29 protein-coding genes are annotated in these 26,054 nt (G+C 74.8%); 17 read left to right on the top strand and 12 right to left on the bottom strand.

Annotated features, from left to right (window positions below):
* Positions 1-2 precede the first annotated feature (2 nt).
* From ACH4SL_RS23020 to ACH4SL_RS22995, 6 genes are all read left to right on the top strand, one after another.
* The gene (locus ACH4SL_RS23020) at positions 3-944 is read left to right on the top strand and encodes a carbohydrate ABC transporter permease (protein WP_398448425.1); all 942 of its coding nucleotides are present in this window, start codon (positions 3-5) and stop codon (positions 942-944) included.
* Entirely contained in the window at positions 941-1,837 is an 897-nt protein-coding gene (locus tag ACH4SL_RS23015; RefSeq protein ID WP_398448423.1) for a carbohydrate ABC transporter permease, read from the top strand. The genes ACH4SL_RS23020 and ACH4SL_RS23015 overlap by 4 nt, the downstream gene beginning before the upstream one ends.
* A 5-nt stretch (positions 1,838-1,842) precedes the next feature.
* On the top strand, positions 1,843-2,997 hold the full coding sequence (locus ACH4SL_RS23010; protein WP_398448421.1) for a Gfo/Idh/MocA family protein: 1,155 nt from the start codon (positions 1,843-1,845) through the stop codon (positions 2,995-2,997).
* Positions 2,994-3,812, top strand: a complete 819-nt coding sequence (locus ACH4SL_RS23005; RefSeq protein WP_398448419.1) for a PmoA family protein — start codon at positions 2,994-2,996, stop codon at positions 3,810-3,812. The genes ACH4SL_RS23010 and ACH4SL_RS23005 overlap by 4 nt, the downstream gene beginning before the upstream one ends.
* A 94-nt stretch (positions 3,813-3,906) precedes the next feature.
* The gene (locus tag ACH4SL_RS23000) at positions 3,907-5,256 is read left to right on the top strand and encodes an ABC transporter substrate-binding protein (protein WP_398448417.1); all 1,350 of its coding nucleotides are present in this window, start codon (positions 3,907-3,909) and stop codon (positions 5,254-5,256) included.
* 130 nt (positions 5,257-5,386) lie between these two features.
* Positions 5,387-6,679, top strand: a complete 1,293-nt coding sequence (locus ACH4SL_RS22995) for a polysaccharide lyase family 1 protein (protein WP_398448775.1) — start codon at positions 5,387-5,389, stop codon at positions 6,677-6,679.
* Positions 6,680-6,727: 48 nt separating this feature from the next.
* Here ACH4SL_RS22995 and ACH4SL_RS22990 read toward each other — a convergent pair whose 3' ends face one another.
* The 6 genes from ACH4SL_RS22990 to ACH4SL_RS22965 all read right to left on the bottom strand — a co-directional run bounded on the left by ACH4SL_RS22990 (position 6,728) and on the right by ACH4SL_RS22965 (position 11,404).
* Entirely contained in the window at positions 6,728-7,576 is an 849-nt protein-coding gene (locus ACH4SL_RS22990; protein ID WP_398448415.1) for a DUF4232 domain-containing protein, read from the bottom strand.
* On the bottom strand, positions 7,560-8,051 hold the full coding sequence (locus ACH4SL_RS22985) for an RNA polymerase sigma factor (RefSeq protein ID WP_398448773.1): 492 nt from the start codon (positions 8,049-8,051) through the stop codon (positions 7,560-7,562). The genes ACH4SL_RS22990 and ACH4SL_RS22985 overlap by 17 nt, the downstream gene beginning before the upstream one ends.
* A gap of 53 nt (positions 8,052-8,104) precedes the next feature.
* Positions 8,105-8,722 carry a class F sortase gene (locus ACH4SL_RS22980; protein WP_398448413.1) on the bottom strand — a complete coding sequence of 206 codons (618 nt, stop codon included), beginning with the start codon at positions 8,720-8,722 and terminating at the stop codon, positions 8,105-8,107.
* Between the two features lie 153 nt (positions 8,723-8,875).
* The gene (locus tag ACH4SL_RS22975; RefSeq protein WP_398448411.1) at positions 8,876-9,598 is read right to left on the bottom strand and encodes a DUF4232 domain-containing protein; all 723 of its coding nucleotides are present in this window, start codon (positions 9,596-9,598) and stop codon (positions 8,876-8,878) included.
* A gap of 156 nt (positions 9,599-9,754) precedes the next feature.
* Positions 9,755-10,330, bottom strand: coding sequence for a dihydrofolate reductase family protein (locus ACH4SL_RS22970; protein WP_398448409.1), 576 nt, complete (start codon positions 10,328-10,330; stop codon positions 9,755-9,757).
* A gap of 123 nt (positions 10,331-10,453) precedes the next feature.
* Complete coding sequence (locus ACH4SL_RS22965) at positions 10,454-11,404, bottom strand: LysR family transcriptional regulator (protein WP_398448407.1); 951 nt, start codon at positions 11,402-11,404, stop codon at positions 10,454-10,456.
* A gap of 93 nt (positions 11,405-11,497) precedes the next feature.
* On the opposite strand from ACH4SL_RS22965, the gene ACH4SL_RS22960 reads away from it, so the two are divergent.
* From ACH4SL_RS22960 to ACH4SL_RS22930, 7 genes are all read left to right on the top strand, one after another.
* Positions 11,498-12,274, top strand: coding sequence for a hypothetical protein (locus ACH4SL_RS22960; RefSeq protein ID WP_398448405.1), 777 nt, complete (start codon positions 11,498-11,500; stop codon positions 12,272-12,274).
* Between the two features lie 74 nt (positions 12,275-12,348).
* Positions 12,349-13,617, top strand: a complete 1,269-nt coding sequence (locus tag ACH4SL_RS22955; RefSeq protein ID WP_398448403.1) for a VWA domain-containing protein — start codon at positions 12,349-12,351, stop codon at positions 13,615-13,617.
* Positions 13,617-14,477 carry a hypothetical protein gene (locus ACH4SL_RS22950; protein WP_398448401.1) on the top strand — a complete coding sequence of 287 codons (861 nt, stop codon included), beginning with the start codon at positions 13,617-13,619 and terminating at the stop codon, positions 14,475-14,477. Before ACH4SL_RS22955 ends, ACH4SL_RS22950 begins: the two co-directional genes overlap by 1 nt.
* Before the next feature lie 163 nt (positions 14,478-14,640).
* Positions 14,641-15,159, top strand: a complete 519-nt coding sequence (locus ACH4SL_RS22945) for a pyridoxamine 5'-phosphate oxidase family protein (protein WP_398448399.1) — start codon at positions 14,641-14,643, stop codon at positions 15,157-15,159.
* 73 nt (positions 15,160-15,232) lie between these two features.
* Positions 15,233-16,027: a hypothetical protein gene (locus tag ACH4SL_RS22940; RefSeq protein ID WP_398448397.1), complete on the top strand. Its 795-nt coding sequence runs from the start codon at positions 15,233-15,235 to the stop codon at positions 16,025-16,027.
* Between the two features lie 346 nt (positions 16,028-16,373).
* On the top strand, positions 16,374-17,144 hold the full coding sequence (locus ACH4SL_RS22935; RefSeq protein ID WP_398448395.1) for a dienelactone hydrolase family protein: 771 nt from the start codon (positions 16,374-16,376) through the stop codon (positions 17,142-17,144).
* A gap of 448 nt (positions 17,145-17,592) precedes the next feature.
* Positions 17,593-18,957 (top strand): MFS transporter, encoded by a 1,365-nt coding sequence (locus ACH4SL_RS22930; RefSeq protein WP_398448393.1) that lies wholly within the window; start codon positions 17,593-17,595, stop codon positions 18,955-18,957.
* Positions 18,958-19,079: 122 nt separating this feature from the next.
* Here the strand turns inward: ACH4SL_RS22930 and ACH4SL_RS22925 are convergent, their stop codons facing one another.
* Both ACH4SL_RS22925 and ACH4SL_RS22920 read right to left on the bottom strand, forming a co-directional pair.
* A complete protein-coding gene (locus tag ACH4SL_RS22925) occupies positions 19,080-19,490 on the bottom strand; it encodes a RidA family protein (protein ID WP_398448391.1) in 411 nt (136 codons plus the stop codon).
* 67 nt (positions 19,491-19,557) lie between these two features.
* On the bottom strand, positions 19,558-20,496 hold the full coding sequence (locus ACH4SL_RS22920; protein ID WP_398448388.1) for a carbohydrate kinase: 939 nt from the start codon (positions 20,494-20,496) through the stop codon (positions 19,558-19,560).
* Positions 20,497-20,616: 120 nt separating this feature from the next.
* Between ACH4SL_RS22920 and ACH4SL_RS22915 the strand changes: the two genes are divergently transcribed.
* Positions 20,617-21,108 (top strand): peptidylprolyl isomerase, encoded by a 492-nt coding sequence (locus tag ACH4SL_RS22915; RefSeq protein ID WP_398448386.1) that lies wholly within the window; start codon positions 20,617-20,619, stop codon positions 21,106-21,108.
* Between the two features lie 85 nt (positions 21,109-21,193).
* Here ACH4SL_RS22915 and ACH4SL_RS22910 read toward each other — a convergent pair whose 3' ends face one another.
* Positions 21,194-21,850 carry a PhzF family phenazine biosynthesis protein gene (locus ACH4SL_RS22910; RefSeq protein WP_398448384.1) on the bottom strand — a complete coding sequence of 219 codons (657 nt, stop codon included), beginning with the start codon at positions 21,848-21,850 and terminating at the stop codon, positions 21,194-21,196.
* Positions 21,851-22,042: 192 nt separating this feature from the next.
* Here ACH4SL_RS22910 and ACH4SL_RS22905 point away from each other — a divergent pair, with 192 nt between their 5' ends.
* A complete protein-coding gene (locus tag ACH4SL_RS22905; protein ID WP_398448382.1) occupies positions 22,043-22,339 on the top strand; it encodes a dsRBD fold-containing protein in 297 nt (98 codons plus the stop codon).
* Between the two features lie 45 nt (positions 22,340-22,384).
* Here the strand turns inward: ACH4SL_RS22905 and ACH4SL_RS22900 are convergent, their stop codons facing one another.
* Positions 22,385-22,822, bottom strand: a complete 438-nt coding sequence (locus tag ACH4SL_RS22900; RefSeq protein WP_398448380.1) for a nuclear transport factor 2 family protein — start codon at positions 22,820-22,822, stop codon at positions 22,385-22,387.
* A gap of 303 nt (positions 22,823-23,125) precedes the next feature.
* Between ACH4SL_RS22900 and ACH4SL_RS22895 the strand changes: the two genes are divergently transcribed.
* Complete coding sequence (locus ACH4SL_RS22895) at positions 23,126-23,716, top strand: hypothetical protein (RefSeq protein ID WP_398448378.1); 591 nt, start codon at positions 23,126-23,128, stop codon at positions 23,714-23,716.
* A gap of 44 nt (positions 23,717-23,760) precedes the next feature.
* On the opposite strand, the gene ACH4SL_RS22890 is transcribed toward ACH4SL_RS22895, so the two are convergent.
* A complete protein-coding gene (locus ACH4SL_RS22890; RefSeq protein ID WP_398448376.1) occupies positions 23,761-24,330 on the bottom strand; it encodes a TetR/AcrR family transcriptional regulator in 570 nt (189 codons plus the stop codon).
* Positions 24,331-24,427: 97 nt separating this feature from the next.
* On the opposite strand from ACH4SL_RS22890, the gene ACH4SL_RS22885 reads away from it, so the two are divergent.
* Positions 24,428-25,351, top strand: coding sequence for an SDR family oxidoreductase (locus ACH4SL_RS22885; protein WP_398448374.1), 924 nt, complete (start codon positions 24,428-24,430; stop codon positions 25,349-25,351).
* Between the two features lie 89 nt (positions 25,352-25,440).
* On the opposite strand, the gene ACH4SL_RS22880 is transcribed toward ACH4SL_RS22885, so the two are convergent.
* Positions 25,441-26,019, bottom strand: a complete 579-nt coding sequence (locus tag ACH4SL_RS22880) for a TetR-like C-terminal domain-containing protein (protein ID WP_398448372.1) — start codon at positions 26,017-26,019, stop codon at positions 25,441-25,443.
* Between the last annotated feature and the right edge of the window lie 35 nt (positions 26,020-26,054).

Here is a 26,054-nt window from a genome sequence, read left to right as displayed (position 1 = left end):
TCATGGCCATCGCCGTGGCGAAGAACCCGGTCACGAACCACCTCAAGAACCGTGTGAAGAACCGCAGCCGGCGCACCCGGCGCCTGCCGTACCTGCTGATCGCCCCGGCCGCCGTGCTGATGCTGGGCTTCATCGCCTACCCGATGGGCAGCGTCCTCTACTACAGCCTCCAGGACTACAACGTCACCAAACCCTGGCGGAACGGCTACGCGGGCCTCGGCAACTTCCACCGCATTTTCACCGACGACCCGCAGTTCTGGCAGAGCCTCGGCTTCAGCCTGCGCTGGGTCGTGGTGCAGATCGGCCTCCAGCTGGTCATCGGGCTCGCGCTCGCGCTGCTGGTCAACCAGACCTTCGCCGGCCGCGGGCTGTCGCGCGCGCTGGTCTTCTCGCCCTGGGCGGTGTCCGGGGTGCTGACCACCACCATCTGGATGCTGCTCTACAACCCCTCGACGGGGATGAGCCGTTACCTCGCGGACGCCGGAATCGGCTCCTACGGCCACTCGGTGCTGTCCGACCCGCACACCGTCTTCTGGGCCGCGGTGCTCGCCGAACTGTGGCGCGGGGTGCCCTTCTTCGCGATCCTGCTGCTCGCCGACCTCCAGTCGATCCCCCAGGACCTGTACGAGGCCGCGTCCGTCGACGGCGCGAACCGGCTGCGGCAGTTCTTCCACATCACGCTGCCGCACCTGAAGGACGCGATCGTGCTGTCCACGCTGCTGCGCGCGGTGTGGGAGTTCAACAACGTCGACCTGCTCTACACCCTGACCGGCGGCGGCCCGGCGGGGCAGACCACCACGCTGCCGCTGTACGTCGCCAACACCGGCCTGGACGGGCACGACTTCGGCTACGCGTCGGCGCTGACCACCGTCGCCTTCGTCATCCTGCTCTTCTTCTCCCTCGTCTACCTGCGCCTGAGCAAGTTCGGAGGCGAACGCGCATGACCACGGCACTCGCCGAGGGCGTGGCCCTGCCGCCCGCGGCCCTCCCGCAGACCCGCAAGAGCAGGCGCCGCGGGCGCGGACCCACCGACGGCCCGCCGCGCTGGCAGATCTACCTGCCGCTGGGCCTGTACCTGCTGTTCACGCTCGTGCCCTTCTACTGGATGCTGCTCTTCGCGCTGCGCCCCGACGGCTCCACCTCGCTGGTGCCCTGGCCGGTCACCGGAGCGCACTTGGACAAGGTCTGGAACGACCGCTCCTTCGGCACCTTCTTCGTCAACAGCATGCTGGTCGGCGCCGGCACCCTCGTCTTCACCACCGTGGTCGCGCTCAGCGGCGGCTACGCGCTGGCCCGCTTCCGCTTCAAGGGCCGCACCGCCTTCCTGATCGCCCTGCTGTGCTCGCAGTTCATCCCGGGCGCGCTCATGCTCGTCCCGCTCTTCCAGATCTTCCGGCACCTCCAGCTGATCAACTCGCTGTGGAGCGTGGTCATCTCGGAGACCGTCTTCCAGCTGCCGCTGTCGGTGATCCTGCTCAGCGGCTTCATCAAGGGCATACCCGAGGCGCTGGAGGAGGCCGCGTGGGTCGACGGCTGCACCCGTATGCGGGCCTTCCGGGCGGTGGTGCTGCCGATGCTGCGCCCCGGGCTCGTCGCGGTCGGCTCGTTCGCCTTCGTGCACAGCTGGAACCACTTCCTCTTCGCGCTGATGTTCCTCAGCGAGCAGGACAAGCAGACGATCCCGGTCGGCCTCAACACCCTCATCGGCGCCGACAGCGTCGACCTGGGAGCGCTCGCCGCGGGCGGCGTCATCGCCGCCGTGCCCGTGGTGATCGTCTTCGCCTTCATCCAGAAGTGGCTGATCACCGGCTTCAGCGCCGGCGCGGTGAAGGGGTGAGGGGCATGGGCGCGACACGTGTCGTCCTGGCCGGCGGCCGCGGGCACGGCCACTGGCACCTGGACAACCTGCGCCGGCTCAGTGCCCGCGGCCTGGTCAGGCTCGCCGGGGTCTGCGACGTCACCCCGCTGGAGCCCGCCGCGCTGACCCGGCTCGGCAGGCCCGCGCAGGGGCCCGACCTCGGCGCGCTGATCGACGCCACCGGCGCGACCGCCGCGATCGTGTGCACCCCCATCCACACCCACACCGCCCTCGCGCTGACGGCCGCGGCGCACGGCGCCGACATCCTGCTGGAGAAGCCCCCCGCGCCCTCGCTCGGCGAATTCCGCCGGCTCACCCGGGGGCTGGCCGGCCGCGGCCGGGCCTGCCAGATCGGCTTCCAGTCGCTCGGCTCGCACGCCCTGCGGGCGGTGCGCGAACTGGTCGCGGACGGCGCGGTGGGCGAGGTGCACGGCATCGGCGCGGCCGGCAACTGGGTGCGCGAGGAGCACTACTTCCGCCGCGCCGCCTGGTCCGGGCGGCGCCGGCTGGACGGCACCGACGTCGTCGACGGCGTCCTGACCAACCCGCTCGCGCACGCCGTGGCCACCGCGCTGCACCTGGCCGGCAGCACCGCCGAGGAGGACGTCGAGGAGGTGCGCACCGAGCTGTACCGGGCGCACGAGATCGAGTCCGACGACACCTCGTGCGTCGACATCCGCACCGCCCGCGGCACCCGGATCGTCGTCGCGGCCACGTTGTGCGCGGCCCGCGCCGCCGAGCCGTACGTCGTGGTGCACGGCAGCAGAGGGCGGATCACCTTCTGGTACAAGCAGGACCGGGTGCTGCTCCAGCGCGCCGGGCACGGCCCCGACGAGCGCGCGTACGGCCGCACCGACCTGCTGGAGAATCTGCTCGCGCACCGCGCCGACGGCACGCCGCTGCTGGTGCCGCCCGCCGCGACCGGCGCGTTCATGCGGGTCGTGGAAGCGGTGCGCACCGCGGAGGACCCGCAGCCGGTCCCGCCGTCCCGTTGGCGTACCGCGGCGGGGGAGCGCTCCCACCGCCGGGTGGTGGACGGCATCGACGAGCTGGTCGACGCCGCCGCCGAGAAGCTCGCGACCTTCGCCGAACTCGGCGCGCCCTGGGCCGCCCCGCTGCGCCCGGCGGCCCGGCGGTGACCGCTGCCCTGCCGCTGCGCTGCGGCTCCACGACCGTCGGGGCGTACGTCACCGCGCCGCGCCTGGCCGCGCGGCTGTCCCCCCGGCCCTACCTGCACCCGCTGGCCACGCTGGCCGGCGCCCCCGTCACCGAGCTGATGCCCGCCGACCACGCGCACCACCTGGGCGCGGGCCTCGCGGTGCCGGACGTCGCCGGGCACAACTTCTGGGGCGGCCGCACCTTCGTCCCGGGCCGGGGGCCCACCGAGCTGGACAACCACGGCGAGCAGCGCCATCTGCGCTGGACCGCCCGCCGCCCGGACGGCTTCACCGAGGAGCTGTCCTGGACCGCCGGGGGCAGCGAACTCCTGCACGAGGAGCGAACGGTGACCGTGCGTCAACTCAACCTGCAGGCCTGGGAGCTGGACTTCTCCTTCACCCTGACCAACACCACCGGCGCCGCCCTGCGCATCGGCAGCCCCGCCACCAACGGCCGCCCCGGCGCGGGATACGGCGGCTTCTTCTGGCGCGCCCCGCACACCGGCACGCCCCCGCGGGTCTTCACCCCCGGCGCGGTCGGCGAGGACGCGGTGCACGGCAGCACCGCCGACTGGCTGGCGCTCGCCGGGGAGCACTGGACCCTCGTGCTGCGCGGCGCCGACCCCTGGTTCGTCCGCACCCGCGAATACCCCGGCGTCGGCTCCGCCCTGGCCTGGCGCAGCCCGCTGACCGTACCCGCCGGCGGCAGCGTCGCCCGGCGGGTCGTCACCGCCGTGGCCGACGGCCGGCTCGGCCCTGACGAGGCCGCCGAGCTGGCCGCCCGCACCACCCGCTGACCGGGCGGTCCCGTCCCGGCGGCAGCGCCCACCGCCGGCCGTCCCGACCCGGACGCCGGCCGCGACACCCGTCCCGACAACCGAAAGAGCCGCCATGCCACACCCGCAGCACAGACACCGCAGAGCCCGGCTGACCGCCGGCACCGCCCTCGCCGCAGCGCTCGCCCTGACCGTCACCGCCTGCGGTGACGACGGCAGCGGCAGCTCCGGCGGGGAGGGCAGCGGCAAGGGGAAGATCGTCTTCTGGGACAACAACGGCGGTGTGCGCACCGACGTCTGGAAGCAGATCATCGCCGCGTTCGAGAAGCAGAACCCCGACATCCAGGTCGAGTACGTCGGCATACCGATCGCCGACGTGCAGAAGAAGTACGACACCGCGATCGCCGGCGGTGGTCTGCCGGACGTCGGCGGCGTCGGCACCGCCTACCTCGCCAACATGGTCGCGCAGAACGCCCTGGAACCGCTCGGCGGCCGGATCGACGACAGCGCCCTCAAGGGCAAGCTGGTCACCGGCATGGTCTCCAGCGTCCAGGCGGCGGGCGGCCAGGGCAAGGAGATGTACGAGGTCCCGACCTCCGCCAACATGGGCACCCTGTGGTACCGCCCGGACCTCTTCGCCGCCGCGGGCCTGCAACCGCCCGCCACCTGGTCGGCGTTCTACGCCGCCGCCGACAAGCTCACCGACGCGGGGAAGAACAAGTTCGGCTTCACGCTGCGCGGCGGTGCCGGATCCATCGCCCAGGCGCTGGAGATGATGTACGCCCAGTCGGGCATCGACAACTTCTGGGACGGTGACAAGACCACCGTCAACGACCCGAAGAACATCGCGGCGCTGGAGAAGTACGTCGGCCTGTACAAGAAGGACACCCCCGAGGCCGACCTCAACAACGACTTCGTCAACATGGTCGCCGAGTTCGACCACGGCACCGTCGGCATGCTGCAGCACAACCTCGGCTCGTACAACGACCATGTGAAGGCCTTCGGCAAGGACAAGATCGAGGGCGTCACGCTGCCGCCGGCGCAGGACGGCGGGGTGCGCACCATCGTCTCCAACCCGGTCGACGGGCTGGGGCTGTTCAAGAGCAGCAAGAACAAGTCCGCGGCATGGAAATTCATCGAGTTCGCCGCCTCGGCGAAGATGAACAGCCTCTGGAACCAGTCCGCGGGCGCCATCCCGGCCAACACCGGTGCCGCGCAGGACGCGTGGATCAACGACGCCAAGCCGACCAAGACGGCGATGGAGTCGCTCAACGACCCCGGCACCAAGATCGTCCAGTTCCCGTACTACCTGCCGGACTGGAACAACATCACCAAGGGCGACACCGAGCCGGACTTCCAGAAGGTGCTGCTCGGCAAGATGACCGCGAAGGACTTCGCCGACGAGCTGGCCGGCAAGATCAACGACGCCCAGGCCGACTTCCTCGCGCACAACAAGCAGAAGTGAGCCCGCGGCAGGGCCGGTCCACGAGCCCCGGCCCCGCCCGCACTTCCCCTCTTTCTCTCAGCTGTCACGCCTTCTCCTTCACCCCCACCGGGAGCCGCACGTGCGCAAGAGCCATGTCCCGCTGATCGCCATGCTCATCTCCGCCGCCCCCCTGGTGCTGGCCGCCGCCCCCGCGCACTGCGCGCCCGGCGGCCACACCGCCAAGCTGCCGCCCTACGCCCGGCAGGCGCTGCCCGCCCACGACGGCTGGGCCTCCCAGGACGGCGGCACCACCGGCGGCGCGGCCGCCGACGCCGCGCACGTCTACACCGTCACCAACCGCGCGGAGCTGGCCGCCGCCCTGGACGGCGGCAGCGCCGTCCCGAAGATCATCCAGGTCTCCGGCGCCCTCGACGGCAACGCCGACGCCGCCGGGAAGCCGCTGTCCTGCGACGACTACGCCACCGACGGCTACAGCCTGGACGCCTACCTCGCCGCCTACGACCCGGCCGTCTGGGGCCGGACCGAGGTGCCGTCCGGCCCGCTGGAGGACGCGCGCGCCGCGTCCGCCGCGAAGCAGGCCCTCCAGGTCGAGCTCAAGGTCGGGCCCAACACCACCATCGTCGGCATCGGGCACAAGCCGACGCTGCTCGGCCTCGACCTCCAGGTAGGAGGCGTCGACAACGTCATCGTCCGCAACCTCACCTTCGAGGACGCCTTCGACTGCTTCCCGCAGTGGGACCCGACCGACACTGCTGACGGCAACTGGAACTCCGAGTACGACAACCTCGTGCTCACCGGCGCCACCCATGTCTGGGTCGACCACAACACCTTCACCGACGGCCGCCGCCCCGACGCCGACCAGCCGTACTACTTCGGCCGCATCTACCAGCAGCACGACGGGGAGATGGACGTCGTCAAGGGCGCCGACCACGTCACCGCCTCGTGGAACGCCTTCCTCGACCACGACAAGACGCTGCTGTTCGGCAACAGCGACGGCGCCGCCGCCACCGACGCCGGCAAGCTGCGGGTGACCCTCCACCACAACCTCTTCCAGGACATCGGCGAGCGCGCGCCGCGCGTCCGCTTCGGGCAGGTCGACGCCTACAACAACCACTACGACGTCACCGACGCGGCGAGTTACGTCTACAGCCTCGGCGTGGGCGTGCAGTCGCAGCTCGTCGCGCAGTACAACGCCTTCACGCTGCCCGCCGGGGTCACCGCTGACCGCACCATCGCGTACTGGAAGGGCACCGCGATGACGGAGGACCACAACTACGTCAACGGGCGCCCGGCCGATCTGCTCGGCGCGTTCGACGCGGCCAACCCCGCCACCCCGATAGCCCGGGGCGCGGGCTGGACACCCTCCTCCCGCACCCACGTCGACAACCCGCGGGACGTCCCGCGGATCGTCGACCGCGGCGCCGGAGCCGGCCGGCTCTGACACCCGAGAGTCCTGCCGTCCGCCCCTGCCCGGTGCGGACGGCAGGGCTCAGGCCGGCGGATTGCCGGTGCGGCCCGCGGTCAGCGGCGTGATGGTGAAGTCGTCGCAGATGGTCAGCTCACCGGCCACCACCAGCGACGCGCGGCTGCCCGGCGGGTAGACCCGTACCTTCGCCGAGGTCGGGCGGCAGGTGCCCAGGTGGTTGGCGGTGCGGAGGGTGTCGCTCGCCGCCTCGCCGGGCCGCAGCACCACCGCCGCGTAGTCCATCGGACTGCGGTCGGCGGGGGCGCCGATCTGCTTGCCGCTCGCGTCCAGCACCGACACGCCCGGGTAGCCGGTGAGGTGGCAGGTGGTCGCGCTGTGGTTGGTGAGCAGCAGGTAGCGGTAGACGCTGCCCGCGGCGCCGTCCGAGCCGCCGAGCGACGCGGTCAGCTGCGAGGCCGCGCACATCGGTGTCGCGGAGCCGCTGCCGGACGTCGGGGTGCCGGACGGGGTCGGGGTGTCTCGCGCGGGAGAGGAGGTGGCCGCGGGCGGGGCGGTCGGCGGGGGCGCGCTGTGCGTGCCGGGGGTGGCCCGCGGCCCGGTCGTCACCGGCGCCGGCGGCTGCGTGGTCCGCAGGGCCGGGCTGGTCGGCGAGGCGGTCGCGGGCGGGATCCCCCGGTCGTCGGTGCCCCGCGGGGCGAGGGCGCCCACCAGGTACACCGACCCGGCGACCACCGCAGCCGCCGCGACCCCGCCGCCCGCCGTACGCAGCCGGCGCCGGCGCGTGGCCCGCCGCCGGATCTGCCCGAACGAGCCGGGCGGCGGCGCCAGATACCCCGGCGGCTGCCGCAGCAGCGGCTCCTGCGGGCCCGCGCCCTCGGGGGCGCTCCCCAGGTCGTCAGGAAATCCGGTCATGGTGTCCTTCGAGTCGGGCGCGGAGCAGTTCGCGTGCGGCGTGCAGATCGGCCTTGACGGTGCCCTCCCGGCGGCCCAGCAGCACGGCCACCTCACGGACCGGCAGGTCCGCGTAGTAGTACAGCAGCACCGGGTTGCGCAGCCGCTCGGGCAGCGACTGCACCAGCATCCGCACCGACGGGTCGTCGGGCTCCCCTTGCGCGTGCAGGGACTGCTCGGCCGACACCCGGCGCAGCGCGCGCCGCTCGCGCTCCATTCTGCGCCAGTGGTCGCGGACCAGGTTGGCCGCGGTCACGTAGAGGAAACCGGTCGGCTCCTCCACCCGCGTCCAGCGGGCCCACAGCCGGGTGAAGGCCTCGGCGGCCACCTCGTGGGCGGTGCCGTCGTCGTCCACCAGCCGGCGGCACCAGCCCGCCAGCCGCGGGTAGACGGCCTCGAACAGCTCGGCGGCGGCGCGCTCTTCGTACTGCCGGATGACGCCCCTCCTCACCTCCGCCGCCGGGCCGCCGACCGCGGCGGGCCAGTCGTTCACGAGCCGGCGGCCAGCGAGGCGTAGACGATCACGTTGTCCGGGTAACCGCCACCGCCGGTCAGCTTCGTGCCCCCGCACGTGATGAGACGCAGGGAGGGGTGGTCCACGTTCCCGTACACCTCCTGCGTGGGGAAGTGCGCCTTGGGCACCGTCTGCACCCGCTCGACGGTGAACGTCGCCACGCTGCCGTCGGCCCGCTCGACCTGCACCCGGTCACCCGGGCGCATCCGGTCCAGGTGACGGAAGACCCCGTCGCCGTACGCGCCGACCGTGACGTGCCCGAGCAGCACCGAGGGGCCGGTCTGGCCCGGTGTCGGCGAGCCGTCGTACCACCCGGCGGGCGAGTGCGCCTCGATCGGCGGCACCTTCACCGAACCGTCCGGCGCCAGACCCAGCGCGATGACCGGGGTGTCCACGCCCAGGGAGGGGATCTTCAGCCGCCTCGGCGACGACCGCGCCATCGGCGTGCCGGGTACGGCCGGCGCCGTGGTGCGCGAGGCCGTCGTCGAGGCGGCGGGCGGCGCCACGCCGCCGGGCGTGCCGGAACCCGCGGGGGCGGGACCCGTGCCGGTCCCGTTGCAGGCCGACACGCCGACGGCGAGCGCGGCGAGCACCGCGGCGGCCCAGGGGACACCGCGGGCCCGTCGGGGGATGCGCGTCCTCCCGCCGCCGGAAGGCCGGGCGGCGGCGGGAGGACGCGCCGGGGGCACGGGGAGGCGAGGGGCTGCCTCCCCGTGCCGCGGAACGTGACGCGAGCCGGCCAACGCTCAGCCCCGGGAGCGGCGGCGGGAGGCCGCGACGCCCAGGCCGCCCAGCACGAGCGCCGCCGCGCCCGCCGCCAGACCGGCCGTCAGCTCGCCGCTGCCGCCGCCGCCCGTCGCGGCGAGACCGGTGTCCGGCGCGCCCTTCGGGATCTGCGTGACCTGGCCGGGGTTCGTCGGCGTGGTCGTGGAGCCGTGCGTCGGGGCGGGCGTGCCCACCGGGTCGCTGCCGTTCTTGCCCGCGACCATCGGCGTGATCGTGAAGGTCTTGTCGCAGATGGTCAGTTCACCGGGGATCACCAGCGACGCCGTGTTGCCCGGGGGGTATATCCGCACCTTCGCCGACGTCGGCAGGCACCCTCCCATGTGGTTGACCGTGCGGATGGTGTCGCTCGCCGACGCGCCGGGCTTGAGCACCACCGGCGAGTAGCGGCTCGGCTGGCGGTCGGCGGGGGCGCCGATCTGCTTGCCGCTCGCGTCCAGCACCGACACGCCCGGGTAGCCGGTGAGGTGGCAGGTGGTCGCGCTGTGGTTGGTGAGCACGAGATAGCGGTAGACGCTGCCCGCTGCCCCGTCCCCGCCGCCGAGCGACGCGGTCAGCTGCGAGGTGGCGCACATCGGGGTGCCGGGCGCCCGGCCCACCGGGGCCGAGGCGACGGCGGGGACGGCCCCCGCGACCGCCACCGCGAGGACCGCCGCTGTGCCGGCGGCGAGTGAGGTACTGCGCATGTCCCGTCCCTCGTTTCTCCGGCGGCCGGCCGCGCGTCACATCGCGCGGACCCGGGCCGTACCGGGATTCGCGGGCAGAGACGACACGGGCGGGCCCCGGGTTGTAAAGACTTGGTCAAGTCCGGCTCCCGGGGCCTGTGTCGGCCCGGAGCCGGGTCAGAGCGGGCGGTACGTCAGCAGCGCGAGATGGCCGCCGACCTCCCGTACGCCGGTCAGCCGCAGCTCGCGCATCGCGCCCTGCTCGGGGAAGAGCCGCGTCCCCCCGGCGCCGAGGACGTACGGGTGCGTCATGAGCCGCAGCTCGTCGACCATGCCGTGCGCCAGCAGCGCCTGCGCGAGCGGGCGGCTGCCGTAGACCAGGACGTCGCCGTCGACCTCGTCGCGCAGCCGCTTCGCCTCCGCGACCGGATCGCCCTTCACCACGAAGGAGTTGGCCCACTCCGGGGCGTCCGCCAGCGTCGCGGACAGCACGTACTTCGGCACCTCGCGCAGCCGGTCGCCCCACGCGCCCTCACGCGCCGCCCACCGCTCGGCGAACCACTGGTAGGTCCCCCGCCCGATGAACCACGCGGCGCACTCGCGCGCCTCCTGGTACTCGACCTCGCCCCACGCCGCGAACACCTCCTGCGGCATCCGCGTGAACCACCCGCCGCTGGCGTACCCCTCCTCGCCGGTCGGATCCTGCATCACGCCGTCGACCGAGACGTTCTCGTGCACGACGATTCTCCCCATGACGGGCTCCCTTGCTCCGTTGGCCGATTGCCGGTCACCGATGACGGCAACCACCGAGGTGGACACCGCGGGTCGCGCGAACTGGGCGGGGGAAGGCGGGTGTTCTCAGAAGGGCGGGCGTTCTCAGAAAGGCGGGGCGGCCCGCGTGTCGTCACCGGCCTGCGGCGGCCGAGGGTCCCCTCCGCCCGGCGGCGCGACCCGCAGCGCGGCCGCGAGCAGCGCCACCTGCTCCGCGGGGGACGACGCGTGCAGGATCTCGGTGCGGTGCACCAGCCGCGGGGCGGCGACGGGCACGGCGTGCACGCCCGGCGCCCCGGCGAGCGCCGCGGCGGGCAGTACGGCGAGGCCGTGCCCCGCGGCGCACAGCGCGAGCAGCCCCCGCACGTCCGCGCCCTCGTAGCGCAGGGCCGCGCGGAAGCCCTCCGTGCCGCTCACCGTCCGCAGGCGGGCGAGCGGTAGCGCGGTGCCGGGCGCGTCGATCCAGCGGGCCTCGGACAGGTCGGCGAGGTCCACCCCCGCGCGGCCCGCCAGCGGGTGCCCGGCGGGCAGCGCGACGGCGAGCGGCTCCTCGGCGACGGCGAGCGCCGCCAGCGGCGCGGTGTCGGCCAGGGCCAGCGGGTCGCCGGGCGCGGCCGCCCCGTCGACGAGGCCCGCGTCGAGATCCCCGGCGGTGACACCGGCCACCACCGCCGCGCGGTCCAGGACCCGTACCGTCACGTCCAGCTGCGGCCGGCCGCGGCGCAGCCCGGCGAGGGCCGCGGCGAGCGGGCCCGTCACGGCGGTCGGGGCCGCCCCGACGACCAGCCGGGCCGCGGGCGCCGCGGTCAGCCGGGCGATGTCGGCGCGGGCCGCGTCCAGCCGCAGCAGCAGCGGCTCCGCGTGCTCCAGCAGCCGCGCCCCGGCGGGCGTCGGCGCGACCGGCCGCCGGCCGAGGAGCACCGCCGCGAGGTCGCTCTCCAGCGCCGCTATGTGCTGCGACACCGCCGACTGCGTGTAGCCCAGCTCGCGCGCGGCCGCCGAGAAGGAGCCGAGGCGCGCGACGGCGACGAACGTACGGAGCAGGTGCGGATCCACGCCCACCAGTATCGCCGCCCCATAAGTATCGCTGATGGAGAGGTCACACATCATCGTTGGCGCTTGTCGCCGTTGCCCGGTCAGGATGGCGGCATGCCCGATCCCCAGACGGCCGCAGCCGCCGTACCGCACGCCCCCGCCCCCCGTGTCGCCCTGGTCGGCGACCGCTCGCCCGGCGTCCGGGCCCACGCCCGCGTCCCCGGCATCCTGGACGCGCTGGCCGCCCGCGACGGCCTCGTCCTCGACGCCTACTGGATCCCCTCCGCCGACGCGGAGGACGCCGCCGCCCTCGCCGCCTTCGATGCGGTCTGGCTGCTCCCCGGCAGCCCCTACCGCAGCGAGCGCGGCGCGCTCACCGCCGTGCGCACCGCCCGCGAGCGGGGCATCCCCTTCCTGGGCAGCTGCGGCGGATTCCAGTACGCGGTCCTGGAGTTCGCCCGCCACGTGTGCGGTCTGTCCGGCGCCTCCCACGCCGAGGATGCACCGCCCGGCGCGGACGCGGCCGACCTCCTCGTCGTCCCGCTCGCCTGCTCCCTCGTCGGCCACGAGGGCGCGGTCGAGGTGGCCGCCGGATCGCTCGCCCGCGGCGTGCTCGGCGCCGAGCGGTCGGTCGAGCGCTACCACTGCTCGTACGGCCTGGCGCGCGGCCACCTCGACGTCCTGCGCGCGCACGGCCTGCGCTTCAGCGGCATCGACGACGCCGGCGACGTCCGCATCGCGGAACTGCCCGGCCACCCCTTCTTCCTGGCCGCCCTCTTCCAGCCCGAGCTGTCCGGCGACGGCACCCGCCCGCACGCCTTCGTCCGTGCGCTGGCCCGCGCGGCCACCGCCCACGCGGCGGGCAGGACCGGGCAGTTGGCCGGAAGCTGAACCGGCGGTCCGTCAGGGCGCCGCGCTGACCAGCCGACTTCATGATTGTCATAGAACTTCACTACGATCCTCCGATGATCACGAGAAGACTGCTGGCCATGGGAATGGCCGGTGGCCTACTGGCCACCCTCGTCTGCGGGCTGCTGCCCGCCGGCGCCGCCGCCGACGACGGCGAACCGGCGGCACAGCCCGCACCGAAGGTCGAACTCGTCCTCGACGTCAGCGGCTCCATGCGCGCCAAGGACATCGACGGGCAGAGCCGGATGTCCGCCGCGAAGCAGGCCTTCGACGACGTCCTCGACTCGACGCCGCCGAACGTCCAGCTGGGCATACGCGTCCTCGGTGCGGACTACCCCGGCAACGACCGCAAGACCGGCTGCAAGGACACCCGGCAGCTCTACCCGGTCGGACCGCTGGACCGCACCGAGGCCAAGACCGCCGTGGCGACGCTCGCGCCCACCGGCTGGACGCCGATCGGGCCCGCGCTGCTCGCCGCCGCCGACGACCTCAAGGCGGGCGGCGACGGCACCCGCCGCATGGTCCTCATCACCGACGGCGAGGACACCTGCAACGCCGACCCCTGCGACGTCGCCCGCGACATCGCCTCCCAGGGCATCCACCTGGTCATCGACACGCTCGGCCTGATCCCCGACTCCAAGACCCGCAACCAGCTCAGCTGCATCGCCGAGGCGACCGGCGGCACGTACACCACCGTCCAGCACAAGAACCAGCTGACCAGCAAGGTCAAGCAGCTCGTCAAGCGCAGCACCGACACGGTCGTCACACCCGTCTCCACCCAGGGCGCCGACAGCTGCAAGGACGCGCCCCTGCTCAAGGCGGGCCTGTACTCCGACCGCGAGACCTTCTCCGAGAACCGCTGGTACCGCGTCGAGGTGCCGCCGGGCAAGGAGCTGCGGGCGTCCGCGACGATCAGCGACGACCGCGCCGTGAACGCGAACTACGGCGTGCTGCTGCGCGGCGTCACCCTGCACGGCCGGGAGATCGTCCGCGACGACGAGGGCGGTACGGGCCGCACCGACGCCGTCTCCGCGGGCATTCGCTACCCCAAGCCGAAGGCCAACGACGACACGCCGCCGGAGACCGTGTGCCTCCAGGTCGGCAACTCCTTCTCCGCGCCGCCCGCCGTCAAGACCACCCCGGGCCTGCCCGTCGAGCTCGCCATCGACCTGGTGCCGAGCCCCGACCAGCCCTCCGACGTCGCCTTCTACGGCCTCGGCCGCGGCTGGTGGCTGCTCGGCCTGCTGACCCTCACCGGCGGTGTCGCCGGCCTGCTGACCGGCTGGGTCTCCCGCTGGCGGCTGAACACCGGAAGGGCCTCCTGATGCGCAACCTCCGACGAGTGGCCGCCGCGCTGCTCCTCACCGCCGCCGTGGTCGCGCTGCCCGCGGGGCACGCCCTGGCCGACGACGACACCCCGAGCGCCACGGCCACGGCGACCGCGACCGACGGCTCGGGCGACGCGGGCGACGACGGGCCGCCCACCGAGGCCGGCACCAACTTCCGCACGGCGGTCGCCGTCAAGCAGGGCGAGCAGGCCACCGCGAGCGCGTCGGCGGGCGACTACCTGTACTGGGTGGTGCCCGCCGACGCCGGGCAGCACGTCACCGTGAAGGCCACCGTGACGTTCGGCTCCGGTTCCGGGACCGCCGCCGCGCACAGCGCTTCCACCTGGCAGATCGACGTCTACGACGGCCTGCGCCGCCGCCAGGCCTGCCGCTACGGCGCGCAGACCCGCAGCGCCGCGGCGGACGCCGCGAGCGTCGAGCTGGTCTGCCACCTGCGCACCGTGCGCGCCTGGGCCGAGACCTGGTCGAACGACCCGCTGCGCGGCGCGTACTACCTGCGGCTGACCGCCCTCGACGTCCCCGAGGCAGACCTCGGCCAGCCCTTCCGTGCGGCCGTCGAGGTGACCTCGGACGGCACCGCGGGCCGCGACGCGGTCGACGGCTCGGTGGCGCCGGTGGTCTCCGCGAGCGCCCCCGACGTCTCGCCCGGCGGTGGCTGGGCCGGCACGTGGTGGTCGCCGCGCTGGCTGTGGACGGCCGGCGGCGGGCTGCTCGCCGTGGCCGCCGCGCTCGGCGGGCACCGGCTGGCCCGCGGCCCGATCGGCCGCCGCCCCTACCGGTCCGGCCCGCCGCCGCAGCCGTCCCGCCCGCACGAGCCGCCGCCGTACACCTCCTGACGGCGCGACGGCACACCCCGGGGGCGCCCCCTCCCGCACGGAGAGGGCGCCTTCGGGCTGCCGGCGGGCCTCCGCGTCCGGTCCCGCTGCCAGTGGGGTACGGACAGCAGCTCCTTCACCGCCGCTCCCCGCCGTACGGGCCGCCCGTGGCTAGAGTGTGCCGATGCGTGAAACCCCCGAGGAGACCGCGGCGCTCCAGGCCCTGCTCGACGCCTCGCTGTCGGACTCCACCTCCCACCTGCGCTCCATCTTCACCGGCCGCACCATGACCGCCGAGCAGCTCACCGCCGTCCTGACCGGCATGTGCACGCTCGCGCTGTCCACCGTCACGGCCAAGGGCGAGCCCCGGATCAGCGGCGCGGACGGCCACTTCCTGCACGGCCGCTGGTATTTCGGCACCGCCCGCACCGCCGCCAAGGCCCGCCACCTCGCCGCCCGCCCCGCCGCCAGCGCCGCCCACATGCGCGGCGAGGACCTCGGCGTCTTCACCCACGGCGACGCCGTCCCCCTCAACCCCCCGGACGCCGCCCCCGCCCCCGAATGGCCCAGCCTGCTCGCCTACTTCAAGGACTTCTACGGCGCCGACGCCTTCGACTGGGACCGCGACGTCATCTACTACCGCCTCGACCCCCACTGGATGACCGTCTTCGCCCCCGACCCGGCCAAACTCACCGCTCCCTGACCGCGCGTCACTTCCCACCCGGTGCGACCGGCGACCGGCGGGCCTGTCAGAGGTGCGTGCCAGACTGCCGGGCATGCCGCAGCTCGCAGATCTCACCCTCGCCGACTGGAACGCGCTCGACCAGGCCGGTGCACGCCGCCTCGCGCGGGAGGCCGCCGGGGCGGTCGGGGGGATGGCGGGGGAGGTCGGGGCGGCGGCCGACGGGGTGCGGTGGCGGGTGGGGATCGAGGCGCGGGGGCGGGAGTTCGCGCTGATACCCGGGGGGACGGTCACGCTGGGGTTCGGTGCGGAAGGGTGGGCGCCGAGTGCGGAGATGGCGGCCGACTACGCCGCGAGCGTGGCGCAGGGGTACGGCTGCGGGGACGACCTGCGGGCCCATCTCGCCGAAGTGCTCAGCCCCCTGCGCCGGGTGCGGCTGGGCGCGTTCCTGATGGCCGTGCGGGACGAGGAGCTGGACGAGTCGCCCGACGGGACCGCCGCCGTCCTCGCCGAGCGGGGCCTCCGGATGCCGGGGCCCGACGAGTGGGAGTACGCGTGCGGGGCGGGCCGCGGCACGCTCTTCCGGTGGGGCGACACGTGCCCGCTCGACACGATCCCGCTCGGCGGGCGCGGCGGCCCGCACACCGGGCCGAACGCCTTCGGGCTGCGCATCGCCTACGACACCTACCGCGCGGAGCTCTCCATCGACCCCGGCGCCGTCCACGGCGGGGACGGCGGGGAGTCCGTGTGCGGCGGCTACGGGAATCTGCTGGGCTGGCTGCCGCTGGCCACCGCCAACCGCAATCCGGGCATGGCCGAGTTCGTCCGCGGCCCCGAGGGCGAGGACTGCTGGGAGGACTGCTCCACCCGGCCCGTGCTCCCGCTCTGACCGCCGGGCGCGTCGGCGCAATACGCCGAGTGGCGTATGGCCGTGGCATGTGCGGAGGCGCATGCTTGCCCCACCCCCGAGGTGCCCCGCCGTTGCTCCCCCTTACGGCGGGGCACCGCCGTGCCCGCGCGGGTGCTTTCGCATCGGCGCGGAAAAAAAGGGGGAGCGGCCGGGAGGCGGAGCGGTGTAGTTTTCTGCTCGGCCGCTGCATCGCCCGAAGGAGGTGAGACCCGTGAACGCAGTACGCACATGGGTGCTCCCGTCCTGCCGCACGGCTGCGGAGGACTGAGTACACGTCCCCCCGGGAGCGCCCGCACACCACGGCACTCCCGAAAGGCAACACCTCATGAATCCCATAAAGTTCACCGCCGAGACGACCCCGGCGGACGGCCTGCGCGAACGCGACTTCACCGTCGCCGGGGTCCCCGGCGTACTCTGGTCGCCCGCGGGCACCACCGGCCGCGCACCCCTGGTCCTCATGGGCCACGGCGGCGGCACCCACAAGAAATGGCCGGGAATGACCGGTCGCGCCGAGCGCCTCGTCCGGGCGGGCGGCTTCCACGTCGCCGTCATCGACGCCCCCGGGCACAACGGCCGCCCGCTCAGCGCCGACGACGAGCGGGAGGTCGCCGCGCTGCGGCAGGCCATGGCGGCGGGCGAGCCCGTCGGCCCGATCGTCGTACGGCACAACGCCCGTATCGCCGAGCGCGCCGTACCGGAGTGGCGGGCCACGCTGGACGCCCTCCAGCAGCTTCCGGAGATCGGCCCGGACGGGCCTGTCGGCTACTTCGGCCTCAACATGGGCACCGCGATCGGCATCCCGCTGATCGCGGCCGAGCCGCGGATCACCGCGGCCGTCCTCGGTATGTTCTGGCCCGACACGGTCGCCGGGCTGGCCGCGCGGATCACCGTCCCCGTGCAGTACGCCCTCCAGTGGGACGACGAGCACATCCCGCGCGCCGCCGGGCTCGCGCTCTTCGACGCCCTCGGCTCGCAGGAGAAGACGCTGCACGCCAACGCGGGGCGTCACAAGGAGATTCCGCGCTTCGAGGCGGACAGCGCGGTCGCCTTCTTCACCCGCCACCTGCGCCACGCAGCGCCCGTCCCGGCGTCCTGACCCGCCCGGCGCCCGGCCCACGGTGGGCCGGGCGCCGAGCCCGGGGCACGATCCCGGTGCGCGACGCGGGGCGGGGGCGAGCCGCCGCGGACGTCCGTGGCGGGGTGCGCGGAAGGCCCGTCCTGGCTCCGGCGGACGTCGCCGGGACGCTCGTTGACGGCACGAGGCACCGCGCGGGCAATTCCGGCTGACGCCGGCGGCGGGCGTGCGTGGTGTGCGGCGCGGATCGCGCACCCTGCCGCGGGCGGCCTCGGGCCCCTCCCGGCGCCCCCTGGGCGGGCGGGCGGATTCCGCCGTCCGCCCACCCGGGCGCAGCGCGCGCTGCTACCGTGCGGGGCATGTTCCTCCACCGTGTGTAGGCCGAGCCGGCCGCCCCGCGACACCGCGGCCCCTCGCGCCCACCCACCGGCACGCGGCCCGTCCGGCGCCGCGACATCGAGGAACACCCATGCCTTCGTCACCCGCACGACCGGCGTATTCCGCCGTCCTCCGCAGGCCCCACGTCCTGCGGACCTTCGGCCCGGCGCTGCTGGGCCGCCTCTCCTACGGAACGGTCTTCGTCCCGCTGGCCGTCGCGCTCACCCGCACGACCGGCTCCTACGCCTGGGCGGGCGCCGCCGTCGCCTGCTTCGGGCTCGGCACCTCCGTGCCGGCGCCGCTGCGCGCCCGCCTCATCGACCGGCGGGGCCCGCGCCGCGTCCTGCCGGTCCTGGCCCTGGCGTACGGCGCGGTGCTGCTGGCGCTGACCGCCGCGACCTGGTCGCCCGGCACGCCGCGGCCGCTGCTCGCGGGGCTCACTCTCGCGGCGGGTGTGTGCTCGCCGCCGCTCGGACCGGTGATGCGCACGCTGTGGAGCGACCTCGTGCCGGACCCCGAACTGCGTTCGCGGGCCTTCTCGCTGGACACGGTCGCCGAGGAAGTGCTGTACGTCGCCGGGCCGCTGCTGGCCGGTGTGGTCATCGCGGTCGGCAATCCCGCGGCCGGTGTGGGCGCGAGCGCCGTGCTGGTCGTCGCGGGCACGCTGGCGATGTGCGCGTCGCCCGCGATGCGGGACGCCGCGCCGCCCCGCGAGCGGGCGGCGAAGCCGGTCCTGCCCCGGACGGGCCGCCCGGCGTGGCTGGTGCCCGCCGCCGTGGCGGGCGCGCTCGGGGTGTCCCTGGGCGCGCAGGAGTTGCTGGTCGTCGCGTTCGCCCGCGGGCGGCACGACCTCGCGGCGGTGGCCTGGGTCCAGGCCGCGGTCTCGGCGGGCAGCGTGCTCGGCGGCATGGCGTACGGCGCCCGCAGCTGGCGGATGCCCGCGCGCCGCCGCCTGGCGCTGCTGGCGGCGGCCCTCCCCGTGCCGCTCGCCCTCGCCGGGCTGGCGAACGGCGTGTACGTGCTCGCGGCGGTGCTCGGCTGTACGGGGGCCTTCGTCGCCCCCGCCCTCTCCACCGCCTACCTCCTCGCGGACGAGGAAGCCGCGGACGACGCCCGCACCAGGGCCGGCACCTGGGTCAACAGCGCGTTCAACGCCGGTCACACCGCCGGTACGGCCGCCACCGGAGTGGCCCTCGGCGCCCTCCCGCTGTGGCTGTGCTTCGTGGCGGCGGCCGTCCCGACGCTGTTGTCGTCCGCCCCGGCCGCGGGGCTGCCGTCCGCCCGGAAGGGCCTCCGCGCGCGGGCGGCTGCCCGGACCCGCGAGGGGTGGCCGACGGGCCCGCCGCCCACCGTCCCGCCCGCCGGGCCGCCGGTCTTCTCCTGCCCGACGTGCCGCGGGCCCCTGCCCGAGGGGCGCACGGGGTGCGCGGGATGCGCGGTTTCCGGCGAGGAGTGACCCGGCGCCGGGCGTCCCGGGCCCGCAGGCGTTTGAGGCCTGCGCTTTCCCGCTCGCGCGGCCCGGCAGGAGTCCCGCGCGGCCGCTGGGACCTGCCCGGTCGGCCCCGCGCCCGGCGGACGTCAGCCGGGCAGGGCCGCCGTGAGGTCGACCTCGGCGAGCTGGCCGGAGAAGCCCAGTTGGGCGACGCCCAGCAGAGTGCTCGCCGTGGTGAACGCCGGGGCGAGCGCGGAGGAGGTGAGGCGCTGCCAGACGGCGCCGAGGTCGTCCCGGTCGTCGCTGCGGACGTAGACCACCGAGCGGATCACGTCCTGCGGCCCGGCGCCCACCGCGGCCAGGGCGATCAGGGCGTTCTCGACGATCCGGTCGACCTGGGCGTCCAGCGAGCCGGGTCCGACGAGGTTGCCGTCGCCGTCCAGCGGGCACTGACCCGCCAGATGCGCGGTGCGCCCGGCCTCCACGACGGTGACGTGGTGGTAGCCGGGCGTGGGGTGGAGCCGGTCGGGGTTGATGCGGGTGATCCTCGGCGTCATCCCGCGAGTGTGAGCCACGCCCCCACCCACCCGCACCCGCGTTTCCGCCGCCGCAGCCGAGGCCCCGTCAGCGCGCCGCCGCCGTGAGCGCGGCGGACAGCTCCGCCGTGTCCGGCGGACGGGCTCCGGCGCGGGAGACGGTCAGGGCCGCCGCGGCGCCCGCACGGTGCAGGACGCGGGCGAGTACGGCGCCGTCGAGGGCGGAGGGGAGCCGGGTGCGGGCGGCGGCGCCGGTGAGGCCCAGCGTGTGGAGGGTGTCGAGGGCCGCGGACGTGAAGGCGTCCCCGGCTCCCACGGTGTCGACGACCTCGGCGGGGACGGGCGCCCCGGCCACCCGGCCCGCCGCGGTGAAGGCGTGCGCGCCCTGCGCGCCGAGCGTCACGAAGACCGCCGCGGGCCCGAGCCGCAGCCAGCGCGCGGCCACCTCGCCCGGCTGCTCGCCCGGGTAGAGCCAGGCCAGGTCCTCGTCGCTGGCCTTGACGACATCGCTGAGCGCCACGCACCGCTCGGCCGCTGCGGCGGCCGCCGCCCGCTCACCCATCAGCGCGGGGCGCACGTTCGGGTCGTAGCTCACCGTCGCCGCCGCCCGCAGCCGCGCGGCCACCTCCTGCGCCGCCGTCGCGCCCGGCGCCACCACCGCGCCGATCGACCCGAGGTGCACATGGCGTACGCCGTCCGCCGGGAGGTCCACCGGCCGCAGCGTCCAGCCGATCGCGAAGGCGTACGTCGCCGCGCCGCGCGCGTCCAGCGTGACGACGGCGGTGGGCGTGGCCTGGCCCGGCTGGCCGTCCGTCAGCACCCGCACCCCGGCGCCCTCCAGGTGCTTCCTGACGAGCTTCCCGGCCGGATCCTCCCCGAGCTGGGTGAGCAGTGCCGTGCTCCGCCCGAGCCGGGCCAGCCCGTAGGCGACGTTGGCGGAACTGCCGCCGGGGTGCGTCACATCGGGAGCGCCGGGCGTGCGGACGACGTCGGCGACGCTCTCGCCGACGGCCAGGAAGTCGGTCATCCGCTCATCATCCCGCACCCCGCGGCCGAGCGCGGTGAGGTCCTGCCCGACGGAGAACGCCGCACCGGCCCGCGGCCCCGGCGCGTGAGCGGCGCGGCCGGGGATGCGAGGATGGGGACCATGAACAATGTGTACTTCGACATCTCGATCGACGGGAAGCCCGCCGGACGCATCGTCTTCCGGCTCTTCGACGACGTGGTGCCCAAGACCGCCACGAACTTCCGCGAGCTGGCCACCGGCGTGCACGGCTTCGGGTACGCGGGCTCCGCCTTCCACCGGATCATCCCGGCGTTCATGCTCCAGGGCGGCGACTTCACCTCCGGTGACGGCCGCGGCGGCAAGAGCATCTACGGCGAGAAGTTCGCGGACGAGAACTTCCAGCTCAAGCACGACCGCCCGTTCCTGCTCTCGATGGCGAACGCCGGGAAGAACACCAACGGCTCGCAGTTCTTCGTCACGACCGTCGTGACCGACTGGCTGGACGGCAAGCACGTCGTCTTCGGCGAGGTCGTCGAGGGCCAGGAGCTCGTCAAGACGATCGAGGGCAAGGGCTCGCGCAGCGGCGCGCCGTCCGCGAAGGTCGTCATCACCGAGTCCGGCATCGTCGACTGACCGACCCCGACCACCACGCCCCGCCGCCAGGCGGGGCACCGCGAGGGCCCCCGGCACACCGCCGGGGGCCCTCGCGTCCACCGGGTCACAGGGATTCCTGGCCGTCCAGCAGCACCCGCCCGCCGACCTCGACGACGCCGTCCGGGTGCGGCGCGGTCATGATCTGCGAGCCGCGGCCCTGCGCGATGTTCAGCGCCCGTCCCAGCCGCTCGGTGAGCAGCAGCGCGGCGGCGCCGGTCGCCTCGTCCTCGTCGATCCCGTCGTCCCGGCCCGGGAAGGCCCGCGCCCTGACCCGGCCCGCGGCCTTGTCCTGCCAGGCCCAGGCGTAGATCCACTCGCCAGGTGGCGGCACCTCCAGCGCGTCCACCTCCGCCGCCGAGCCGTACTGGAGCAGGGTGCGCGGCGGCGCCCAGGCGGCCTGCGCCCCGATCCAGCAGAATTCGCCGTCCAGCCGGACGCCCACCACGCCCGCGGGCGTCACCAGCTCCGGCAGGTCGAGCAGCCAGCCCGTGCCGACGCACGGGTGCCCGGCGAAGGGCAGCCGCAGGGTGGGGGTGTAGATGTCGACGGCGCCGCGCTCGGGGTCGTCGACGAAGACGGTCTCGCTGAAGCCCAGCTTCCCGGCGAGCCGCTGCCGGTCGAGGGCATCGGGCACGGCGGAGCCGTCGCGGACGACGGCCAGCTCGTTGCCGTGCCGCCCGTCGGCTCCGCAGAAGACGCGAAGGACGTCGTATTCGGTCACGCGCGCAGTCAACCACGTCCCGCGGGCGACGACGTCCCGCGAGGCCAGGAGCGTTTGCCGGCGGACGGACGGGGCAGGCGAGGAGCGCAAGGGGGCCGGACGCGGTACGCGCGGCGACCGACCGGTGGGACGACGTGCGGTAGGCGGGGCCGGGTCCGGCACACAATCGGGCACGGATGGGACGGTCTCGTGATGCAGCAGCAGACAGCGCCGACGACGCGCACCAAGTCCTGGACCCTCAACCTGGAGATCGCCGAGGAGAGCGCGGACGCGACCACGGTCGAGGCCGCCCTCGACACCGGCGAGAGCACCCTGCGCACGCAGGCCACCGCGCAGCGGAATCCCGGCGACCCGCCCGCTCCCGAGGTCGGCGACGAGTACGCGGCCGGGCGGGCGCTGCTGGACCTGGGCAGGCAACTGCTCCGGATGGCGACGGTGGACGCCGCCGCCAACGAGAAGTCCGCCGCCCACGAGCCGCCGGTCCGCTGACGCGGCGGGGCGCTCGGGCCGGGGAGGCCTGTCCGGGCCCGGGCGTCAGCGCTCCGCGGGGACCGGGGCGGGCAGCAGCCCGTCGGCGAGGAGCCCCGCGTGGATCGCCATGGCGACGATCTGCACGGCGGACTGCGGCCGGATCAGCACCGTGATCTCCGTGATCCGCCGTGCGCCGTCGAAGTGCAGCAGGTCGATGCCGTGGATCTGGCGGCCCTTGACCGTCGCCAGGAAGGGCAGCGCGGTAGCGGTGGCCCGCGTCCCGTCGGCCCCGCGGTCCGCGGCGCCGTCGAGCCGGCCGCCGTAGTGGACGTCCTCGAAGGTGCGGTAGAGCACCCCGAAGAGCCCGATCACCAGCCGCTTGCCCTCGAACGGCCGGAATTTGACGGGGCTGTAGAGCCGGATGTCGTCGGTGAAGAGGTCGTCGAGCACGGTCAGTTCCCGGTTCTCGACGGCGGCGCGGAAGCGCTCTGCGGTGGCCACGGGCGTACCTCCCCTGTGAAGCCCTGGCTGGGGGCCTCTTCTCGATAGTCATGAAGGTGACTAGTCACAGTGTTGACTATCCCGCGGTCAGGTGTGGCCATTTCACGCCACTGCACGCGCGCCCCACTGTCCCGCGGCGAAACCGCCCGCGCCGCTCCGTCCGGTGCCGCAGCCCGCCGCCGGAGCCCCGGCTCACGGAGACCGCCGGAGGGCGGGAACCGCGGGAGCGGCGTGCGCCGTCTCAGCGGTCACCCGGCATCGGACACCCCGCATCGGACCGGGCATCGGCGGAGGGACGGGACGGTGACGGACACGACGGACGAGAACGCACTCGACGGTACGAACGGCCCGCTCGCCCGGCGCGAGGTCGTCCGGCTCGCCGAGCGCCACGGGTTCGGTGCCGCGCACGGGAGCGTCGCCCTCGGCGGCGGTGACGCCGGCTGCGCGGCCGTCGCGCTGGCGGTGGCGCTGCTGCCCCCGGGGATCGGCCTGCTCGCCGGGCCCTTCGGGCCGGTCGCGGCGTCCGTCGGCGCCACCCTGGTCATGGCGGGGGTCGCCGTACCCGTCCTGGCCTTCGGCTACGAGCGGCGGCGCGACAGCCGTATCCCGCGGCTGCACCTCTTCGACGGCGGCCTCGTCATCGGCTACCCGCCCGCGCGTCCGTCCGACCCGTCCCGCCCGGAGGGCTTCGCCGTCCTGCCGTGGTCCGACGTCCGCGTCGTCGAGCGGGTCCACACCACGACCGTGGGCCAGGGCGGCTCCGTCCAGCAGGTGTGGCGGCTCGAACTGCACGTCCGCGGCGGCCCGCTGCTCTGCTCGCTGGGCGACACCCATCGCGGCGCGCAGGTGCTGCGGCTCGCCCTCGCGGGCGGCGCGGACACCGCCGACGCCTGACGCCACGGTCGTACGGCCTACGGCCCGGACCGTACGGCGGGGTCCTACGACCCGTCCGCGACGACGGCGCCCAGCGTGTCCAGCGTGTCCCGTATCAGCTCGGGCAGGTCGCGGGACTCCTCGGCCGCGACCCAGCGCTCGAAGCCGGCTTTGAAGACGGCAACGCCCGCCTCGGCGGTCACCGTCGCTGCGGGCTCGGGCACCCCGCGGTCACGCAGGGCGGCGAGGACCGCGGCCGACAGCGTCGCGAGCTTGATCAGCTCGCGCTCCAGCAGGTCGGAGTTCGCCGTGATCACCGCGTGCCGCTCGCGCGCGAATTCCCGGCGGCCGGTGAACAGCTTCGCCGCCGCGTCCAGCCCCGCCGCCACCGCCCGCATCGGTCCGGCGGAGGCGGGGGCGCCGGTGACCGCCGCCACGAACGCCTCCTGGAGCAGGGCGCTGCCCGCGAACAGCACCTCGCGCTTGTCGGCGTAGTGCCGGAAGAACGTCCGCTCCGTCAGTCCGGCGCGGCCGGCTATCTCCGCGACGGTCGTCTGCTCGTAGCCGCGCTCGCGGTAGAGGTCCAGTGCGGCCTTCGCCAGCCGGCCGGGTGTGTCCGGCTCCCATCTGCCCATGGCTGGATTTTACTCTGACGACAGGGACTGACGTCAGATGTTAGTGTCGATGACAGCAACTGACATCACCTGACACCGATTGTCTGGGGTTCTCTCCATGCGTTATTTCGTCACCGGTGCTTCCGGCTGGATCGGTTCCGCCACCGTGGCCGAGCTGATCGCGGCCGGCCACCAGGTCAGCGGCCTCGCCCGGTCCGACGCCTCCGCCGCCGCGGTCACCGCGGCGGGCGCGGACGCCGTCCGCGGCACGATCGACGACCTCGACGTCCTGCGGGACGCGGCCGCCGAGTCCGACGGGGTCGTCCACCTCGCCTTCAAGCACGACATCGCCTTCTCCGGCGGCTTCCAGGAGGCCGCCGAGGCCGACCGGCGCGCGGTCGACGCGCTCGGCGGGGCCCTTGCCGGCAGCGACCGCCCGCTGGTGCTCGCCTCCGGCGTGGCGGGCCTCAAGCCGGGCCGGCTCGCGACCGAGCGGGACATGCCGCAGGTCGACGGCTCGCCGGTCTCCCTGCGGGCGACGACCGCGGAGGCCGTGCTCGCGCTCGCCTCGCGCGGTGTGCGCTCGTCGGTCGTCCGGATCTCGCCCACCGCCCACGGCGACGGCGACCACGGTTTCGTCGCGAGCCTCATCGCCTTCGCCCGCGACAAGGGCTCGGCCGGCTACATCGGCGACGGCGCCAACCGCTGGCCCGCCGTCCACCGCTCGGACGCCGCCCGGCTGTTCGCCCTCGCGGTGGACAAGGCCCCGGCCGGGTCCGTGCTGCACGCCGTCGCCGAGCAGGGCGTGCCCTTCCGGGAGGTCGCCGAGACGATCGGCCGCCACCTCGGGGTGCCGGCCGTCTCCGTCGCGCCCGAGGACGCGGGCGCGTACTTCGGCTGGATGAGCGGCTTCGCGGGCCTGGACGCCCCGGCGTCCAGCGACCTCACGCAGGAGCTGCTGGGCTGGCACCCGACCGGACCCGGCCTGCTGGCCGACCTGGACGAGGGCCACTACTTCCGGGCGCCGGGCACCGGAGCCTGAGCGGTGCCCCCGGCGGCGGGGGCCCGTCGGGTCGCGGGCACCGGAGCCTGAGCGGCCCGGGCACCGCAGCCTGAGCGGTCGGGGCCCCGTCAGGCCGCGGGCGCCGGGTCCGTCGCGCAGCTCGCGAGCAGCGCGCCCACCAGCCCGCGGGCCCAGTCGCCGGAGGCGGGCCGGTTGCTGAAGACGGCGCGGTAGTAGAGCGGGCCGAGCAGCATGTCGACGGCCCGCTCCACGTCGGGGACCGCCCCGCCGCGGGCGCGCGCGCGGCCGATGATCGCCGTGAGCTGCTCGTGCCGGTCGGCGGCGCACGCGCAGCCGCCCTCGGGCCCCGAGCCGATGGTGGCGCGCATCAGGGCCAGGACGTCGGGGTCGGCGAGGTCCGTCGCGACATCGGCCATCCAGCGCTCCAGGTCGCCCGCCAGCGAGCCGGTGTCGGGCACCACCACGTCACCGCTGAAACGGCTGGTCGCGACATCGGCCAGCAGCTGGGCCACCGAGCCCCAGCGCCGGTAGACGGTGGTCGGGTGGACGCCCGCGCGGGCGGCGACGACCGGGACGGTCAGCGGCTCGGCCGGCTCGGCGGCGACCAGTTCGGCGACGGCGCGGTGGACGGCGGCCCGCACCCGGGCCGACCGGCCGCCGGGGCGCCGCGGGGCTGCTTCGGTCATGGGGAAATTATCGCACTGGTCACTGCGTTAGCCTA

Source organism: Streptomyces sp. NPDC021020, assembly GCF_044333285.1.
GTDB lineage: Bacteria > Actinomycetota > Actinomycetes > Streptomycetales > Streptomycetaceae > Actinacidiphila.
This window is presented reverse-complemented; position numbering and strand designations above follow the sequence as displayed.

Coding starts and splice junctions, on each gene's coding strand:
- ACH4SL_RS23020 (WP_398448425.1), top strand. CDS start 3: ATGGCCATCGCCGTGGCGAAGAACCCGGTCACGAACCACCTCAAGAAC.
- ACH4SL_RS23015 (WP_398448423.1), top strand. CDS start 941: ATGACCACGGCACTCGCCGAGGGCGTGGCCCTGCCGCCCGCGGCCCTC.
- ACH4SL_RS23010 (WP_398448421.1), top strand. CDS start 1,843: ATGGGCGCGACACGTGTCGTCCTGGCCGGCGGCCGCGGGCACGGCCAC.
- ACH4SL_RS23000 (WP_398448417.1), top strand. CDS start 3,907: ATGCCACACCCGCAGCACAGACACCGCAGAGCCCGGCTGACCGCCGGC.
- ACH4SL_RS22995 (WP_398448775.1), top strand. CDS start 5,387: ATGCTCATCTCCGCCGCCCCCCTGGTGCTGGCCGCCGCCCCCGCGCAC.
- ACH4SL_RS22990 (WP_398448415.1), bottom strand. CDS start 7,576: ATGACCGGATTTCCTGACGACCTGGGGAGCGCCCCCGAGGGCGCGGGC.
- ACH4SL_RS22975 (WP_398448411.1), bottom strand. CDS start 9,598: ATGCGCAGTACCTCACTCGCCGCCGGCACAGCGGCGGTCCTCGCGGTG.
- ACH4SL_RS22970 (WP_398448409.1), bottom strand. CDS start 10,330: ATGGGGAGAATCGTCGTGCACGAGAACGTCTCGGTCGACGGCGTGATG.
- ACH4SL_RS22960 (WP_398448405.1), top strand. CDS start 11,498: ATGCCCGATCCCCAGACGGCCGCAGCCGCCGTACCGCACGCCCCCGCC.
- ACH4SL_RS22955 (WP_398448403.1), top strand. CDS start 12,349: ATGATCACGAGAAGACTGCTGGCCATGGGAATGGCCGGTGGCCTACTG.
- ACH4SL_RS22950 (WP_398448401.1), top strand. CDS start 13,617: ATGCGCAACCTCCGACGAGTGGCCGCCGCGCTGCTCCTCACCGCCGCC.
- ACH4SL_RS22945 (WP_398448399.1), top strand. CDS start 14,641: ATGCGTGAAACCCCCGAGGAGACCGCGGCGCTCCAGGCCCTGCTCGAC.
- ACH4SL_RS22940 (WP_398448397.1), top strand. CDS start 15,233: ATGCCGCAGCTCGCAGATCTCACCCTCGCCGACTGGAACGCGCTCGAC.
- ACH4SL_RS22935 (WP_398448395.1), top strand. CDS start 16,374: ATGAATCCCATAAAGTTCACCGCCGAGACGACCCCGGCGGACGGCCTG.
- ACH4SL_RS22930 (WP_398448393.1), top strand. CDS start 17,593: ATGCCTTCGTCACCCGCACGACCGGCGTATTCCGCCGTCCTCCGCAGG.
- ACH4SL_RS22925 (WP_398448391.1), bottom strand. CDS start 19,490: ATGACGCCGAGGATCACCCGCATCAACCCCGACCGGCTCCACCCCACG.
- ACH4SL_RS22920 (WP_398448388.1), bottom strand. CDS start 20,496: ATGACCGACTTCCTGGCCGTCGGCGAGAGCGTCGCCGACGTCGTCCGC.
- ACH4SL_RS22915 (WP_398448386.1), top strand. CDS start 20,617: ATGAACAATGTGTACTTCGACATCTCGATCGACGGGAAGCCCGCCGGA.
- ACH4SL_RS22905 (WP_398448382.1), top strand. CDS start 22,043: ATGCAGCAGCAGACAGCGCCGACGACGCGCACCAAGTCCTGGACCCTC.
- ACH4SL_RS22890 (WP_398448376.1), bottom strand. CDS start 24,330: ATGGGCAGATGGGAGCCGGACACACCCGGCCGGCTGGCGAAGGCCGCA.
- ACH4SL_RS22885 (WP_398448374.1), top strand. CDS start 24,428: ATGCGTTATTTCGTCACCGGTGCTTCCGGCTGGATCGGTTCCGCCACC.
- ACH4SL_RS22880 (WP_398448372.1), bottom strand. CDS start 26,019: ATGACCGAAGCAGCCCCGCGGCGCCCCGGCGGCCGGTCGGCCCGGGTG.